This window comes from Pseudodonghicola flavimaris (genome assembly GCF_030164425.1).
GTDB lineage: Bacteria > Pseudomonadota > Alphaproteobacteria > Rhodobacterales > Rhodobacteraceae > Pseudodonghicola > Pseudodonghicola flavimaris.
On sequence record NZ_JASNJD010000006.1, the window covers coordinates 108,714 to 125,083 of the forward strand.

Here is a 16,370-nt window from a genome sequence, read left to right on the forward strand (position 1 = left end):
GGCGGATATCTCCAGGTCCCGCAAGGGGCTTTCCGTTTCGGCCCCGACTTTCGCCGCTCTGGCGGAGCGGCACGCGCCTTTCCCGCCCGTCGTGCGCCGGATCGGCCATGCGCCCCGATCGCGCGCCTCGACAGGTTGAGCGGCGAGACGGGATCACCGGCGCAGGCGCCGCGGCGTCCCCCGCGCCTCAACCCTCGTTTCCATCCCACCCCGCGGGGCTGGCATGCCCCATGTCTGAGGCCTTCACGAATCGGATGAACTCCCGCACCACCTCATTGCCACTCTCGCGGTGGCAGATCATCGAGATCCGGTGCTCCGCCTCCTGCCGCTGGATCTCGACATAGGTGACATCGCCGAAGGCCATCCGCGCCAGCGACGCCGGCACAATCGCCACCCCCAGCTCCTGACTGACCAGCGCCACCACCGTGAACCAGTTGCGCAGCTTGTAGGGGCTGTAGAGCTCCAGCCCGTGCTGTGCCAGCAGCGCCGCGATCCGGTCGTAATTGGCCTCGGCGTATTCGCGGGCGAAGACCAGGAACCGCTCCCCCGCCAGCTGATCCAGCGAAATCTGGCTGCGCCCAGCCAGCCGGTGACCGCGCGGCAGACAACAGACCAGCCGCTCGGTCTCCAGCAGATGTTCTTCCACCGTCTCCGGCAGCGGGATGCCATGGATGAAACCGACGTCCAACTCATGCCGGGTCAGCCAGTCGATCTGATCGGCGGTGTTCATCTCGTGCAGCATCAGCTCCACCCTGGGGTAGGCCTCCTGAAACCGCCGCAGGGTCGAGGGCAGATTGCGAAACAGCATCGACGGGGCGAAGGCCACGCTCAGCCGGCCGGTGCTGCCCTTGGCGGTCTGCGCCGCGATCACCTCCGCCTGCGTCAGCTGGCTCAGCAGCCGCGCCGCATGACGGGCGAAGACCACCCCCGCCTCGGTCAGCCGCACCGACCGGTTGGTGCGGATCATCAGCGCAAAGCCCAGATGTTCCTCCAGCTGCTTCAGGCTGGCGGAGAGCGGCGGCTGCGAAATATTCAGCTTCCGCGCCGCATTGCCGAAATGCAGCTCCTCCGACAGGGCCAGAAAATGCTCGAGCTGACGAAAGGTGATGGCCATGGCCCCAGACTGATAGCTTACCCCCTATCGGTCAATCGAAGACTGAAAGCCTGGACACAATCACCGCGCCCCGCCCGATCTCCCCCCGGTCTTTTTCTGGCCGGAAATATCCTCGGGGGTGAGTTGCCCAGCAAGGGAAAGAGGGGGCAAACAGGCCCCTCCCCCGTCGACGCGCCCTCCGGCCGGCGTTCGCGGCCGCCGCATCACAGGGCGCCACCCGCCTGCGCCAGGTCCAGAAACCGCGCCTCCGCACGGGAGACATGGCGGTCGCGGTGGCGCAGCACGTGGAAGGGGCGCGGCGGCAGATCGAAGGGCAACCGGATCAGCTCCCCGGCGCGGATCGACGGGCCGACCACCAGCGTCGACAGGATCGTCGCCCCGGCCCCGGCGACGACGGCGGCGCGCACCGCCTCGTTGGAGGGCAGCTCCAGCGCCACCTCGATATCGCCGAACCCCAGCCCATAGCCCGCCAGCGCCGTCTCGCAGACCGCGCGGGTGCCGGAGCCGGGCTCGCGCAGGACCCAGGGCATCGCCGCCAGCGCCGCCGCCCTCGTCTCCGCCTCCCCCGACGCCACCGTCCCCGGTGTCGCCGCCCAGGGCCCGGCCGGCGCCACCACCAGCGCCAGCTCATCCCCCGGCAGGGTCTCCACCGCCAGCCGCGGCGCCTCCGCCGCACCTTCGACAAAGCCCAGATCCACCGTCGCCGCCTCGACCATCCGGACGATCTCGGTCGTGTTGCCGGTGATCAGCTCCAGCGCGAATCCCGGATGCGCCGCGTGAAACCGCTGCATCAGCGGCGGCAGCCAGTAATTCGCCACCGTCTGACTGGCGCCCAGCCGCAAGGTGCCGCGGCGCAGCCCGGCCAGATCGCCCAGCACCCGCTCTGCCTGGTCGACCCGTGCCAGCACCGCCTGCGCTTCGCCCAGAAACAGCCGCCCCGCATCGGTCAGGACGATGCGCCGCCCGACCCGATCGAACAGGCAGACGGCGTGGCGTTCTTCCAGCGCGGCGATGGCGGCGCTGACGGCGCTCTGGGTCAGATGCAGCGCCGCCGCCGCGCGGGTGACATGCTCCCGCTCGGCGACGGCGACGAAGATACGAAGCTGTTCGAAGGTCATGCCGCCATCAGAACCAGACCCAGGCTGAAAAGAGAAATGAAAACCCAGGCCCCTGCGCCGAGAAGCGCCGGGCGCAGCCCCTCCGCCGCCAGTTTGCGGATATCGGTCTCCAGCCCCATTGCCGCCAGCGCGGTGGCCAGCAGGAAGCTGGTCAGCGTGGCGCTCCCCGACAACAGCCCTGAGGGGAGCCAGCCGGTGCTGGCGACGCCCACCATTGCGATGAAACCGAACACGAACCAGGGCACCGGCGGCGCGGCGCGGCTGGCCTCGCCACCGTCGCGGCGCAGCCGGCGGGTCGCCAGCGCCCCTAGCGTCAGCACCACGGGGGCCAGCATCATCACCCGCGTCAGCTTGGCAATGGTGCCGAATTCGCCGGCCTCCTGACCGCGGGCATAGGCGGCGGCAACCACCTGGGCAACCTCATGAATCGACGATCCGGCCCACAAGCCGAAGCTTTGCGGCCCCATCTGCAACAGACCGCCCGCCAACGGCATCAGTACCATGGAGAGCGACCCGAAGATGGTCACGCAGGCCACCGCATAGGCGACATCCTCGTCACGCGCCCGGGTCACCGTATTGGTGGCGATCACCGCCGAGGCACCGCAGATCGAACTGCCGGCGGCGATCAGCTGGGTCAGCCCGGCATCGACCCCCAGCACCCGGCCCAGCCAGCTGGTAAAGAGGAAGGTGGCAATCAGCGTCACCACGATCAGCGCCACGCCGATCCCGCCCACCGCCAGTACCTGCTGCACCGTCAGCTGCAGACCCAGCAGGACGATCCCCGCCCGCAGCACCCGGCGCAGGCTGAAGGCCACCCCCGGTCGGGCGATCGCCGGGGTGCCGACCAGATTGTGAAACCCCATGCCGATCAGGATCGCCAAAATCAGCGGGCTCAGCATCCCGACGCCCGGCAGCTGCCTAAGCGCGAAGGCCGCCACCGCGATCAGCATCGCCAGCCCCAGCCCCGGCAGCACCCGCCCGACCGGAGACCCGAGCCAGCCGCCAGTTTCAAGGGGCCCTGTCTGCATATCCGTTTCCGCGCGTGCCATCTGTCTGTCCTTTGCTGTCGTCTGAGACCTCCGGATAGACCCGCACAATCAATCAATCCAACGTATTATATATCTCCTTATGATCGATAAAATCGAACGGTTCCTTTTCGATCAACAAAAAGCCCCGCAGGTGGCGTCACCTGCGGGGAGTGGGGAGTGTTTCGGCCGGGCGGAGGCACCGCCCGGAATCGGATCGGGCCCGCAGATCAGCCGTCCCGGCGCAGCTCAAGCTCGCGGGTCTGCAGGGCATAGTGGCAGTTACCGCCTTCGAACGGCGGGAACTTGTTGAAATCGGCAGTCATCTCGGCCCGGACCGGGGAATTGATGGCCGCCACCAGCCCCGCCACGTCGGCGAAGGCGATCTTGTTGCGCTGCATGTAATTCACCCGTGGCCAGGGCAGGAAGCCGCACCAGTCGAGCCGTGAACAGACCTCGATCTCGCGAATGCCGGGAAAGAGCTGCATCACCTGCGGGTGATTGCGCACGTAGTAATCCAGCCATTCGTTCAGATCCTCGGCGGTGCCGGGATAATGCACCAGATAGCTGCAGAAGCTGCGATCTTCCGCGCTTCGGGGCGGCGTGTCCTTGAACCTGCGTACCACCATCGCCTGCTGCTGCGCCTCCGCGCCCGCCAGCGCCCGGACAGCCTCGCAGCCGACCAGCGCCTGCAGATGGCCGTCGCGGGCCAGCGCCGCCTCCAGCGCCTCGATGGTATCGAAATAGAGCTCCATACCCAGCTGCGGCGGCGTATCGTCGTTGGGGTAGTATTTCGCCACCTCCTGCACCCCGGCAAACAGCAGCCCGCGGCTGAGCCCGGGCGTGGTGGCGATGATGTCTGCGACCCCCTCCAGTTCGGCCGCGCCGAGCTCCCGCGTGGGGTCCTCGCGGTCGAAGAAAGAGAGGAAATAGGCAAATCGCATCGGTTTCAGGTCCTTTGTCTTGGGAAGAGCACCGCAGCGCATCGCCCCGGGTTACAACCTTGCAGGAGAGGATCGCGGGCACAAGATAATTTTATGACTAAAATAATTTGTGTACAAACGATCTCCCCGCCGCAGGCTCAGAACGGGATGGTGATCAGCGGCAGCGTTCCGCCGGCATTGAGCAGGTCAACCCGCTTCAGCCGGATGCGAAAACTGTCGCCCTCGGGCAGCAGGTCGAACCTCTGCCGGCCGGAGAAGATCTTCTGCTCATTGGCCTGATACTGGATGCAGATGAAGGTCGCCTCGGCCCGAACCAGCCCGTCCTCGCCCGCATCCTCGACCTCGATATTGCTGAGCATATGAACCGTCTCGGGCATCGGCGTCAGCACCAGCGCCCGGGCCTCGAACAGCCGCTGCACCCGGATCGACAGGATCGGGTGATCCTCATAGATGATCGAGGCGACCGTCTTGGCATCGGTCTGGCCCGGCTGGCTCGGCATCCAGTAGATGCCATCAGGGGCATAGAGCTCCAGCCAGGCGGAGAAATCGCCGCTGTCGAGCAGGCGGGCCTCGGTGAACAGGAATTTCTCGACCTTGTTCTGAAGAGTGGCGTCGTCCATCACGCGACCTCCTGCGTCATCATCTCGACCCAGGCCTTGAACTGGACCCGCATCGGCATTTCGCTGGCCACGCCCGAGACGCTGCCGGTCTCGTCGGTGCGATCGATATCCAGCCCGCGGGAGAAATCCAGCCAGGGCGTGTCGTCGCGGTCGAGCCCCGCCTGGCAGCGCTCCAGCATCTCCACATCGTCGGAAAAGATCATCGAGGCCGGAGAGGCCAGCGTCGACAGGAAGCGGATGGCGCGTTCGAACATCTCGTCCGGGGCGCCCTTCAGCCGGAAACACTGCACTCGGATCAGGGTGCGGTCATGCGCCAGCGGGATGGTGATCCGCATCTGCTGATGCTGTGCGTTCAGGATCATGTTGGGGTAAATGATGTTGTTGAACCGGTCGACGCTGAGGATGTCGGCGGCCTTCTCCTCGCCATAGGCGGCGACCATCCGTTTCTTGTATTCGGTCATCACCGGATCTTCGGTCTGATCGACCAGCACCCCCTTGCTGTAGAAATTCGACATGTAGGAATGCCCATTCGGCAGGCCGTTCAGCCGGATGCCTTCCCACTGGTCGATGCCGAAGCCATTGGCCTCCAGCATGGTGCGGGTCTGGTCGCTGTCCAGCCGAGAGGCGTTCTGCGGCGCCCGTTTCGCCGCCCCGACCGAAGAGCTGTGCACGAAGGTCGGATGGAAGATATCCGCCGCGTTTTCCAGATGCAGCTTCCAGTTTCCCTTATATTCCAGGGTGAAATAGGACTCGGAGATCTCAACCTCTCCCTCCGGCGCACGGGCCAGCAGGTTGTCGATGATGTCGGTCATCTCGCCCAGCTGCTCGGTCAGCGGCACGGGGGTCTCGTTCAGCGTGGCGAAGATGAAGCCGCGATAGCTCTCTACGTTGCGAACCCGCTGCATCTGGTTCTCCGGCGCCTCCATGTCGAAGCTTTCCGGATAGCTCTGCTTGTGCGGCACCGTCGACAGCGTGCCGTCGGGGCGGAACGACCAGGCGTGGTAAGGGCAGTTCAGCAGCCGGCTGTTACCGCGATCGACCATGCACATGCGGGCGCCGCGATGCGGGCAGCGGTTGTGCAGCACATAGACCTCGCCATCGGTGTGGCGGGTGACCAGCACCTCCGTTCCGGCCAAGCGGGTGCGGAAGAAGGCCCCGGGTTTCCTCAGCTGGCTTTCATGGGCGAGATAAATCCACATCCGGCCGAAAATCCGCTCCATCTCAAGCTGGAAGACCTCCGGGTCGGCATAGGCGCGCCGGTGCACCTGATGCGGCCGCACCAGATCGCGGATGTCGTCGACAGTGATAGCCTCTTGCTGTTCCATCGCTGGATCACCTCTGTTCCTGTTTCTCGAAGTCCGGGGTCAGTGCGGCAGCACGTCCCCGAAGAGTTGATTGAAGACCGCCAGCCGTTCGAAACCGACGCCGGGCGTCTCGGGCAGGGTCGCGATGCCATCGGCCACCGGCACCTCCGCCGTGATCCGGCCGAACAGCGAGGCGGTCGAGATCGCCACCTCCGCCAGCCCGAGCCCCAGCCCGGCGGCGCATTGCATCGCGAAGAGCTGGCCGGCATGCGGCGCGAACCGGTCGCGCGCCCAGCCATCGGCCTCGGCCAGGCGCAGGATGCGGCCATATTCCACCAGCCCGTAGCTTGCAGAGATATCCATCTGCAGCAGATCGCGTTCGGGGCGCAGCCCGCCATAGCGCAGCAGGTTGCGGGTATCGTCGAAGGAGAACAGGTTCTCCCCCACCGCCAGGGGCAACGTCGCGATATCTGCGATCTGCGCGTTCAACTGGTAATCGAGCGCGGTGCCCGGCTCTTCCAGCCAGGCGATCGGATAGCCCTCCAGCGCCCGGAGATAGGCAGCGGCGGTGTCGAGATCGAACGTACCGTTGGCGTCGAGCGCCAGGCTGCCGCCTGCCCCGATCGTGTCCAGCGCGACCTCGATCCGGGCGATATCCTCGGCCAGCGGCGCCCCTCCGATCTTGATCTTCATCCGGGTATGGCCCGCGTCGCGGCCACGTTGCAGCTCCGCTCGCAGCACCGCCAGATCGTCCCGGGCCGCATAGTGGCCACCGCTGGCATAGACCGCGACCTGACCGGACGCCGTCTCCCGGTCTTCCCACGCGGCCAGGAAACGCCAGAGCGGCACCCCCTCCAGCTTCGCCGCCAGGTCCCAGACAGCCGCGTCGATCAGCCCCACCGCGCCGGAGCGTTCGCCATGGCCGCCGAATTTCTCGTTACGCATGACGATGTCCCAGACCGCCTGCGGATCGATGCTGCTGCCCGCCGCGTAGCTGTCCGGATCCGCCGCGAGCAGACGCGGCATGAACCGTTCCCGCAGCAACCCGCCGTGGCCGTAGCGTCCGATGGTGTCGAAGGCGAGCCCGATCACCGGGCGGCCGTCGTGCATCACATCGGTGACCAGCGCCACGGCGCTGGCGGTCATGGCGTCGAAGCTGATATTGGCGCTTCGGGCCGCGACCGACAGCGGCACCGTCGCCTCGTGGATGGCGGTGATGCGCATTACTCGTCCACGGCCTGCACCCAGTTGTGGGCCGCCATGTCGAAGACGATACCGTTGACGTCCTTGTATTTCTTCTCGGCATCCACGCCCGGATGGGCTTCGAGCTGCATGAAGAATTCGCCGCCGTATTTCTTGATGCGCGCGTCGGCCTCCGCCTCGTCGTCGACGACAAAGCCGATGTGGTGCAACCCGGCCCAGTCCGGGCCGCCCTTGCCACCCTTGGTGCCTTCGGGGAAGTGCAGCAGAGTCAGGTTCACCAGCCCGTCGGACAGCGAGATGGCATTGCCGATCGGGCTTTGCGCCTCACCGACCCGTTTCAGGTCGAAGACGTTCTCATAAAATGCCGCAGCCTTTTCCAGGTCCGGCACCTGAATGGCGATATGTCTGATCTTTCCCATGGCTCTCTCCTTCTCATGGCGGGGCGGTCTTGGATGAGGCCGGGCGCGCCCGGGCCGACTTACTTTATGGATAAAACAGTACCGCAAACCCGACATCGGTCAATATCGAATATGCTTCGGTATTGGCTCTTGAGAAAATATTTGTGCAAGTCGCATCTTTTTTGGCAGGGAGCCCGACCACAGGGGCAGCGATGCGCATCGGCAGGCAGCCATGGCCCTGCCGACCCGCACCGCCCTGCCGGCCAGCGCACGAAAAAGGGCCCGGCGCAGGATCGCCGGGCCCGTCTCAGTGCCGCTGCCCCAGGACAGAGCGGATGTCAGATCATTGCTGCAACAACGCCGGCAACCAGGAGATCGTGCCCGGGAACAGCAGGATGATCGCCAGCACCAGAAGCTGCAAGGTGATGAAGGGGAACACCGCGTGATAGATCGCCCCCATCGAGACGCGCCCGTTCAACACCCCCTGCACCACAAAGAGCAGGATCCCGAAGGGCGGCGTACACAGGCCGATCTCCAGCGCCACCATCATCATCAGACCGAACCACAGCAGGTCGACCTGAACCGCGCTGAGGATCGGGAAGAAGATCGGCACGGTCAGCATGATGATCGAGGCCGATTCCATGAAGAACCCCAGCACGATCAAGAGCGCCAGCATCAGCACCACGATGACGAAGGGCGTCAGGTTGGACCCCTCGATCACCGCGCGGGTCAGCTTCTCGGTCGCGCCGGTAAAGGCGAGGATCTGAGAGAAGGTGCCCGAGCAGCAGATGATGAAGAGGATCATCGCCGAGAACTTCAGCGACTCGCGGAACGCGGCCAGGAAGTTCGTCACCGTCAGTCGGCGATAGACGAGACCCGCGATGAAGGAGGCAACGGCCCCGATTGCAGCGGATTCGGTCGGCGTGGCGAAGCCACCCAGGATCGCCCCCACCACCGCGACGAAGATCAGCATCAGCGGCAGCACGTTCTTGACCACCGGCATCACCCGCTCGCCAAAGCTCAGCTCTTCCCGCTCGGTCTCCATCGGTGCCAGCGCCGGGTTAAGGGTACAGCGGATCATGATGTAGGCCAGGAAGGCCACCATCATCATCACCCCGGGAATGATGCCCGACAGCAGCAGCTCGTTGATCGAGATATGTGCGAGGCTACCCAGGATCACCGCCAGCGCCGAGGGCGGGATCAGCACCGCGATACCGCCGACCGCCGTGGCCGGACCGATCGACATGGTGTTGGCATAGCCCAGCGATTTCATTTCCGGTAGCAGCGTGCGGCCGACGATGGCGGCATTCGCCACCGAGGAGCCGGAGAGCGCGGCAAAGCTGGTGCCGCCCAGCACCGCCACGATCGACAGACGCCCCGGCACCCGCGCGATCAGCTTGTCGATCGCCTCGATCGACCGTTTCGCCATACCTGTCTGCAGCATGATCTCGCCCATCAGCACGAACAGCGGGATCGGCGCCATGTTGTAATTCGCAACCGAGGGCCGCAGGTTGCGGATCATCTGCATGATGCCGATCTCGCCCCCGAAGTAGAGCAGCGCCCCAATCAGGTTCGCCGTCATGAAGGCCATCACCACCGGGAGCCCCAGCATGATCAGCACGATCACCCCGCCCAGCATGACAGCCAGTGCCTGAACCCATTCCATCGGCTCACTCCTTCACAATCGGGGGGGCGGAGAAGATCGTTTCACGGGCCAGGAACATCTCCCGGATGAAACCGACCGCCAGCAGGAACAGCGCCAGGGGCGCCTGCCACTGCACGTACCATTCCGGGAAAATCAGTTCGCCGAAGATCAGCTCGTTGCGTTGCAGCGACGTGGTGAAGTTGATCCAGGCGTAGTAGGACAGAACCAGACAGACGGCGACGCAGATCGCCAGCGTGAGCAGTTCCAGCATGTAATGGGCCACCGGCGGCAGCCGCTCGGGCAGCACCAGAACCCGCACATGCGCCTTCTTGTACAGCACCCACGGCGCCGACAGCAGGGTCATCGCATAGAGCGCATTCTCGGCGAAATCGACGATCCCGAGGGTCGAGCCAAAGCCGAGGCTGCGCGAGAAGACCTCGTAGGTGATCCACCCGGTGATGATCATGAACAATCCGATCGAGAACATCGCCAGGAGGTTGATGAGACCGACATAGCCGGTCTCACACAATTTCAGCACTTGCTTCATTTCGAAAGTCCCACCCGCAAGGGGGCTGCTCCGGTCACTTCTGGAACAGCGCGCGCAGTTTGGCGGTGCCTTCCGCGTCGATCTTGGCCATCTCGCCCCAATAGATGTCGGCGGCCTGCTTCGGCAGATCCGGACCCGCATCGAAGGAGACGATCCCGGCGTCGGCCTGGATCTTCAGGTTCATCTCGTTCTTGTCGGCGTTGAAGGCCGGCATCTCGGCGTCGAGCCAGGCGGCCGCGTCTTCCAGAACCTTGCGCTCCTCGTCGGTCAGGCCTTCCCAGACCTTCTCGTTGACCAGGATGTTGATGGTCACGTTGTAGAAGCCCGGATCGACGCGGGTCTTGATGAATTTCTCCCAGCCGAGGTCATGCACCCCCCAGAGCGGCCAGCCGACACCGTTGACCACGCCCCGTTCCAGCGCGGTGTAGGTTTCCGAGGCGGAGGTGCTGGTCGAGCTGATGCCGAGCGAGCTGAAGAAGGCGTTGTAGATCGGCGAGCCGCGCAGGCGCAGGCCCTTCAGATCCTCGAGCGAGCTGATTTCCTTGTCGGCGTAGATGTGGAACGGCACACCGTCGCCATAGGTCGTCAGGATATAGGCGCCCAGCTGTTCCTTGGTCATCTCGCGCATATAGTCGTAAGCGCCATTTGCCTTCTGCTCGGCCACGGTCATGTCCGAGATATCCTGCGCGTTGCCCAGCGGCACCTGCTGCTTATAGAGCCCCGGCGGCAGCGTTGCCATGTCCAGCAACCCGGTGCGCAGCGCGTTCGACTGCTCCGGCCCGGGGATCGCATCCGGCCCCACCAGATTGATCTGCAGCACGCCCTTGCCGACCTCGTTGACATGGTCGACAAACATCACCGTGGGTTCGGCGAAGACCAGCTGGGTCGGCAGCCAGATGGCCATGCGCATGGTCTTTTCGGCGCTGGCAGCAACCGGTGCGAGCGTCGCCGCCGACAGCGCCAGGGCCGCTGCGAATGCGGATGCTTTGGAAAACATGAGTTACCTCCGTCTGTGTTGGTATCTTGTTCGTTTTGTCGTTGCAGCGAGGCTATCATGGCAATATTTCGCATGTAAAACAAAATTCGCCGCGGGCTCGCTGCGCCCTTTGGCTCAAGGCTGTGCCGGGGTCGTTCCGAGCCCCGACAGTCCCGCCTTACATGAAAAGTGAATTTTCACAGAACTCCAATGGGTTTCCGATACGGCCTGCCCTGACCTTCTGAAAATCACCAAATTCGCTTAAAAACAGGGCATATTCACCGGGCGATACGCCATCTGAGCCTCAAAACCGCCGCGCGTCAAAACATGATTTTTCACGCAAAACGGCCAACCCCGAGTCGCTTCAGGTGCTCCGGAATGTCGCATCCGGCAATGCACAAATATCGGGCATCCAACTATTACGTGCAGTATCGCCCAGGACTCCCGGGGAAAACCGGTCCTTTCCGTATGCCGCGAGGGGGCTGTGAATATACATGATAATGCATACTGACATGGCCAGCCGATGGATCCGGCCGGAACCGGCCGAGAATCGGCCCGCTCCCGGCCCCGGGCGGTGGAACCGACCCGCAGCCAGCCCGGCAATCTGTATCGGCGCACCCAATAATCGGGCAACCGGACGCCCTGAGGCAAAAAATCCACCGAATGTTTGCGCTCGGGCGCGTTCTCGGTTTTTCTCCCCCCGCGCCGGGTGGCACAGCACGCACAGCAGCAGCCGCACCCGCGGCAGCGATCTGCCGGCTGCCACCTGAGAAATCGAAAGGAAGCACGTGATGCCCACAGTAATGAGCTGGGATGAATGGTATTCGCACGACGGCCTGGGCCTGGCCGAGCTGATCCGCAGCGGCAAGGTGACCGCCGCGGAGCTGGCCGAGCAGGCCACCGCCGCCGTCGCCAAGGTCAACCCCGAGATCGACGGTGTTCTCGAGATCTTCGAGGACACGGTGAAGGACCCCTTCGCCGAAGGCACCAACCCCGAGGGCATCTTCGCCGGCCTGCCGTTTCTGGTGAAGGACACCGGCTGCACCACCATGAAGGGGCGGCTGCAGGAAATGGGCTCGATGATGCTGCAGGGCAACCGTGCCGCCGCAGACGGGTTTCTGACCACCCAGTTCCGCAAGGCCGGGCTGAACCTGATCGGCCGCACCACGGCGCCGGAATTCGCCACCTGCAGCTCCTGTGAAAACCCGGCGCTGCACACCACCAGGAACCCCTGGGATACCGAGTTCACCAGCTGCGGCTCCTCCGCCGGCTCGGCGGTCATGGTCGGCGCCGGCGCCGTGCCGATGGCCAGCGGTTCGGACGGCGGCGGCTCGCTGCGTATCCCGGCCGGGGTGAACGGCGCGATCTCGATCAAGACGTCGCGCGGGGTGTTCTCGCAGGCGCCCTTCGCCTCCGACTTCAGCTCGGTCGTTTCGACCCAGGGCGCGCTGACCCGGACGGTGCGCGACAGCGCCGCCTTCGTCGATGCCTGCCGCGGTGGTGCCCCGGGCGAATTCATGCCCTACTGGTTCCCGGACGAACCCTATCTGGAGCTGATCAAACGCGATCCGAAACCGCTGAAGATCGCGGTATCGCACGAATGGGGTCCCTACAAGGCCGATCCGGAAATCGCCGCCGATCTCGAGCGCGTCGCCCAGCAGTTCGCCGCTCTCGGCCACCATGTGGAATGGAAGGTGCCCGAGGTCGATTTCCAGCTGTCCTACGAAGCGCAGACCGCCTGCTATATCACCAACTTCGCGCAGACCGTGAACAACCTGCTGATCCCGCGCGGCTACGACCGTCCGCCGGAGGGGCTGATCGAACCGATCAACATCAAGATCTGGGAAGCAGGCATCAACGGCAGCTACACAGATCGCGCCAACATGCAGCTGGCTTTCAACACCGTGTCGCGCCAGTTGGGCAACTTCTTCGAGGACTGGGATATCATCCTGACCCCGATCATCGCCCATCCGACACCGCGGCTGGACACCCAGGAATATCTGACCTCCTCCGACAACCCCTCGGTGATGGACTGGTTCGAAAACCTCTGGGCCTTCTTCGCCTTCACCCCGATCTGCAACCTCGCCGGCACGCCGGGCATCTCGCTGCCGATGGGCCGGCTGCCGAACGGCCTGCCGCTGGGGATGCATGCGACCACCAAACAGGGCAACGACGGGTTGCTGCTGCAGCTGGCCGCCCAGGTCGAACGCTCGCTGAACGGCGATTGGTTCGACGGTCGCAAACCGCAGGTCCATATCACCAACTGACCCGTCACGACCGGGCCGCAGGCGGCCCGGCCATTCCCGCGCATCGCTTCACAGCGGTGCGCGTTTCTCGTTCCGACGCTGCCGCGACCCCAGCTCAGGAGGCCGTGCGCGGCGCGTAGAGCACCACCGACATCCCCGGCGCCAGATCGCCGGCGCCCGGCTGATCCGGGTCGATCTCGATCCGCACAGGCAGGCGCTGCGCGATCTTGGTGAAATTGCCGGTGGCGGTGGAATTGCCCAGCACACTGAATTCCGAGGCCGTCGCCGGCGAAAACTCGGCGATATGGCCGGCAAAGGCCCGGTCGTGCCGCGCGTCGACGGTGAAGGTCACCGGCTGGCCCGGATGCAGATCGGCCAGTTCGGTCTCCTTCACATTGGCGATCACCCAGACCTGCGGCGGCACCAGCGACACCAGCGCGGTGCCGGCGCTGACATATTGCCCGGGCCGCACCCCGATCTGACCCAGCCGCCCGTCCACCGGCGCCCGGATCACCCGGCGGTCCAGATCGATACCGGCCAGCGCCACCGCCGCCTGGGCACTGGCGATCTGGGCGTTCAGCGTCTCGGTCTGCACCTTGGCGGAGACCACGGATTCGCGCGCCACATCGACATTGCTCTGCGCCTGGGTCAGCGCCGCCTCGGCCTGGCGCAGCGCCAGGTCGGCCTCTTCGACATTGCTGGTGGTAACGACGCCCTTGTCCTGCAGCTTGTGCAGCCGGGTCCAGGACGCGCGCGAGGTGTCGAGCGCCGCCTGCGCCGCCTGCGCCGTCGCCTGACGCGCGGCCAGCGTCGCCTGGGCCGAGCGGATCGCCTGGGTATTCGCCTTCAGCGCCGACTGTGCGGCATCGAGCTGCGCGGTCGCCTGGGCCAGCGCCTCGCGCGCGCTGCGGTCATCCAGCCGGACCAGAACGTCGCCGCGTTTCACGGTGGCAAAATCCTGCATCGGCACCTCGGTCACCTCGCCGGCGGCCTGGGCGGAAATCGTGGTGACACTGCCCCGGACATAGGCGTTGGAGGTGCGGATTTCGCCGCCGTCGAACGGCGGCAGGTGCCAGGCCCAGAGCACGAGGCCAATGCCCAGCACACCGATCAGCGCGATCAGGACGGTGGGGATATGATGTTTCAGGACGTTCATGACTTAACCCTCAGGGCGGCGGTGGCCCTATTGCGCCACGGCGGCCGCAGCCGTCATCCGCGCGCGCAGCGTGTTCAGAAGAAGATGGCCGAGCAGCGCCGCCAGCGCGGCCAGCGCCAGGGCGGAGATCAGCGTGAAGACGTCGTTATAGGCGGCCACGGTGGCCTCCCGCGTGACGGTGGCGGCAAGCTGGGCGGCGGCCTGGGCCTTCAGGGTGCCCGCGTCAGTCAGCCGTGCCGACAGCTGCCGCATGGTCGCGGCGATCTGCGCCGTCACCAGCGGATCGCCGGCGGCCAGCTGCGCCTTGATCCAGCCCGCGTGCGCCGTGGCCCGCGCGGCGGTGAAGGTCTGGAACAGCCCCGATCCGATGGTGCCGCCCAGCACCTGGCTGGACAGAAAGACGATGATGAAGCTCAGCAGATACTGCGGCCCCTTGCGCATCGCCGCCGCCAGCCCCGTCGCCATCGCCGAGGGCAGGAACAAAAGCGAGGCGAAGCCGATCAGGCTCTGGCTCAGCATCATGTCGCGCGGCGCCACCTGGCTGTTGGCATGGGCATCCATCCCCGCCCCCGCCGCGATCAGCAGCAGCGCCCCGATATGGATATAGGGCACCCGGTCCAACCGCAGCACCAGCGCACAGGCCACGCCACCGGCGAAGGTCGCCAGCGTGATCGCCCAGTAGAGCGGCGCGGTCTGCTCCTGCGCGAACCCCAGGGTGCGAAACAGCCCCGGCGCCCCGGCGCTCTGTTCCGACAGGATGATCCGGAAGATCAGTAGCGCCGCGGTCAGATGCAGCATCGCGGGCGAGGTCAGCCAGCGCACGTCCAGCAGCGGTGCCTTGCGGTGCAGCTCGATCACCAGCGCCAGCACCAGCGCGGCGATGCTGGCGGCCAGCAGACCGCCCAGCCACGGGGCCTGCAGCCACCAATAGGTGGCACCGGTGGTGAAACAGGCGACCAGCCCGCCGAAGGCCGCGGCGATCAGTGCGAAGCTCGTCAGATCTAGGCTGCGGATCACCTTCATCGTCGGGGCGCTGACCAGGGGCAGACGGTAGACCAGAAACAGGCAGATCATCGACATGCCCAGTTTCAGCATCAGCACATTGGTCCAGCTGCCATCGGTCTGCAGCAGCGGGTTGATCGCCCGCGCCAGCGGCGGCCCGAGCGAGATCATCGTCAGCGCCAGCGGCAGGCCGACGGTCAGCTTCCGCTCCGGCGGCAACGGTTCCAGCATATAGAGAAAGGCCAGCGTCGAGAGCGGCGCCGCAGAGATGCCCGACAGCAGCTCGGTCACCAGGGCAGAGCGCAGATCGCTGGCCAGCAGGCTCAGCAGCGCCACCGCGACATAGACCAGGATGGAGATCTCGGCGAAGCGGCGCAGGCCGAACTGCACCCGGATCTTGATCAGCATCAGCGGCAGAACCGCGCGCGGCGCCATGAAGGCCACCATCAGCCACAGGGTCTCGGACTGGGTCGCACCGATCTCTCCGCCCAAAGTGGTGAGATTGGCCGAGAGAAACCCCTGCCCCAGCGATTGCGATAGCGCGATAAACACCGAGGCGAACATATAAGCGGCCGCCAGATGCGGTGGCTTCGGCACGAAGGGCGGCCGCGACGGCGCCGCAGCGGGCTCAGACATCGCCGTCCCTCCGGTCGATGTTCTGCTGAATCCGCCGCAGTGTCGCCAGCGCCTGGGCCAGCTCTTCCGGCGGAATGTCCTGATAGGCATCGCGCCGCAGATCACCGATAAAGCCAAGCAGCTCGGCTGCCTGCGCCCGCGCCTCCGGCGTCAGGAACAGCCTCCGGACGCGCTTGTCCGTCGGATCGCTGCGGCGCTCGATCAGGCCGGATTGCTCCAGCTGGTCCAGCGTCCGGTTCATCGGTGGCGTGCGGATGTCCAGCATCTCCGCCAGCTCGGCCTGGGTCAGACCTTCGTTCTCGGCGATATGCAGCAACGCCTGCGCGCGGGCATAGGTCAGCCCCATCACAGCGGCGCCCGCATCGAACCGTTTGCGGATGCCCCGCACCAGTCCGATCACCTCTCGCAGAAAGACATTGTAGACAGGTTCCATCGC

The 16,370-nt window shown here is 65.4% G+C and carries 15 protein-coding genes; 1 reads left to right on the forward strand and 14 read right to left on the reverse strand.

What is annotated here, in order from left to right; translation table 11 throughout:
* Positions 1-187 precede the first annotated feature (187 nt).
* The 11 genes from QO033_RS10070 to dctP all read right to left on the reverse strand — a co-directional run bounded on the left by QO033_RS10070 (position 188) and on the right by dctP (position 10,915).
* Positions 188-1,114 (reverse strand): LysR family transcriptional regulator, encoded by a 927-nt coding sequence (locus QO033_RS10070; RefSeq protein ID WP_284480836.1) that lies wholly within the window; start codon positions 1,112-1,114, stop codon positions 188-190.
* Between the two features lie 203 nt (positions 1,115-1,317).
* Positions 1,318-2,232, reverse strand: a complete 915-nt coding sequence (locus tag QO033_RS10075; protein ID WP_284480837.1) for a LysR family transcriptional regulator — start codon at positions 2,230-2,232, stop codon at positions 1,318-1,320.
* Positions 2,229-3,281, reverse strand: coding sequence for a YeiH family protein (locus QO033_RS10080; RefSeq protein ID WP_407682108.1), 1,053 nt, complete (start codon positions 3,279-3,281; stop codon positions 2,229-2,231). The genes QO033_RS10075 and QO033_RS10080 overlap by 4 nt, the downstream gene beginning before the upstream one ends.
* A gap of 206 nt (positions 3,282-3,487) precedes the next feature.
* Positions 3,488-4,201 carry a hypothetical protein gene (locus tag QO033_RS10085; RefSeq protein WP_284480838.1) on the reverse strand — a complete coding sequence of 238 codons (714 nt, stop codon included), beginning with the start codon at positions 4,199-4,201 and terminating at the stop codon, positions 3,488-3,490.
* A 137-nt stretch (positions 4,202-4,338) separates the two neighbouring features.
* On the reverse strand, positions 4,339-4,821 hold the full coding sequence (locus tag QO033_RS10090) for an aromatic-ring-hydroxylating dioxygenase subunit beta (RefSeq protein WP_284480839.1): 483 nt from the start codon (positions 4,819-4,821) through the stop codon (positions 4,339-4,341).
* On the reverse strand, positions 4,821-6,146 hold the full coding sequence (locus tag QO033_RS10095) for an aromatic ring-hydroxylating oxygenase subunit alpha (RefSeq protein WP_284480840.1): 1,326 nt from the start codon (positions 6,144-6,146) through the stop codon (positions 4,821-4,823). Before QO033_RS10095 ends, QO033_RS10090 begins: the two co-directional genes overlap by 1 nt.
* Positions 6,147-6,185: 39 nt before the next feature.
* Positions 6,186-7,349, reverse strand: coding sequence for an enolase C-terminal domain-like protein (locus QO033_RS10100; RefSeq protein ID WP_284480841.1), 1,164 nt, complete (start codon positions 7,347-7,349; stop codon positions 6,186-6,188).
* Positions 7,349-7,747 carry a VOC family protein gene (locus tag QO033_RS10105; protein WP_284480842.1) on the reverse strand — a complete coding sequence of 133 codons (399 nt, stop codon included), beginning with the start codon at positions 7,745-7,747 and terminating at the stop codon, positions 7,349-7,351. The genes QO033_RS10100 and QO033_RS10105 overlap by 1 nt, the downstream gene beginning before the upstream one ends.
* 322 nt (positions 7,748-8,069) lie before the next feature.
* Complete coding sequence (locus tag QO033_RS10110; RefSeq protein ID WP_284480843.1) at positions 8,070-9,392, reverse strand: TRAP transporter large permease; 1,323 nt, start codon at positions 9,390-9,392, stop codon at positions 8,070-8,072.
* Between the two features lie 4 nt (positions 9,393-9,396).
* On the reverse strand, positions 9,397-9,918 hold the full coding sequence (locus QO033_RS10115) for a TRAP transporter small permease (RefSeq protein ID WP_284480844.1): 522 nt from the start codon (positions 9,916-9,918) through the stop codon (positions 9,397-9,399).
* A 34-nt stretch (positions 9,919-9,952) separates the two neighbouring features.
* On the reverse strand, positions 9,953-10,915 hold the full coding sequence (gene dctP, locus QO033_RS10120) for a TRAP transporter substrate-binding protein DctP (protein WP_284480845.1): 963 nt from the start codon (positions 10,913-10,915) through the stop codon (positions 9,953-9,955).
* Positions 10,916-11,685: 770 nt separating this feature from the next.
* Here dctP and QO033_RS10125 point away from each other — a divergent pair.
* Positions 11,686-13,161 carry an amidase gene (locus tag QO033_RS10125; RefSeq protein ID WP_284480846.1) on the forward strand — a complete coding sequence of 492 codons (1,476 nt, stop codon included), beginning with the start codon at positions 11,686-11,688 and terminating at the stop codon, positions 13,159-13,161.
* 94 nt (positions 13,162-13,255) lie between these two features.
* Here the strand turns inward: QO033_RS10125 and QO033_RS10130 are convergent, their stop codons facing one another.
* Genes QO033_RS10130 through QO033_RS10140 form a run of 3 tightly spaced genes read right to left on the reverse strand, consistent with a single transcriptional unit; the run spans position 13,256 to position 16,367 of the window.
* On the reverse strand, positions 13,256-14,296 hold the full coding sequence (locus QO033_RS10130) for an HlyD family secretion protein (RefSeq protein ID WP_284480847.1): 1,041 nt from the start codon (positions 14,294-14,296) through the stop codon (positions 13,256-13,258).
* 27 nt (positions 14,297-14,323) lie between these two features.
* Positions 14,324-15,934: an MFS transporter gene (locus QO033_RS10135; RefSeq protein WP_284480848.1), complete on the reverse strand. Its 1,611-nt coding sequence runs from the start codon at positions 15,932-15,934 to the stop codon at positions 14,324-14,326.
* Positions 15,927-16,367 carry a MarR family winged helix-turn-helix transcriptional regulator gene (locus QO033_RS10140; RefSeq protein WP_284480849.1) on the reverse strand — a complete coding sequence of 147 codons (441 nt, stop codon included), beginning with the start codon at positions 16,365-16,367 and terminating at the stop codon, positions 15,927-15,929. The genes QO033_RS10135 and QO033_RS10140 overlap by 8 nt, the downstream gene beginning before the upstream one ends.
* Positions 16,368-16,370 lie beyond the last annotated feature (3 nt).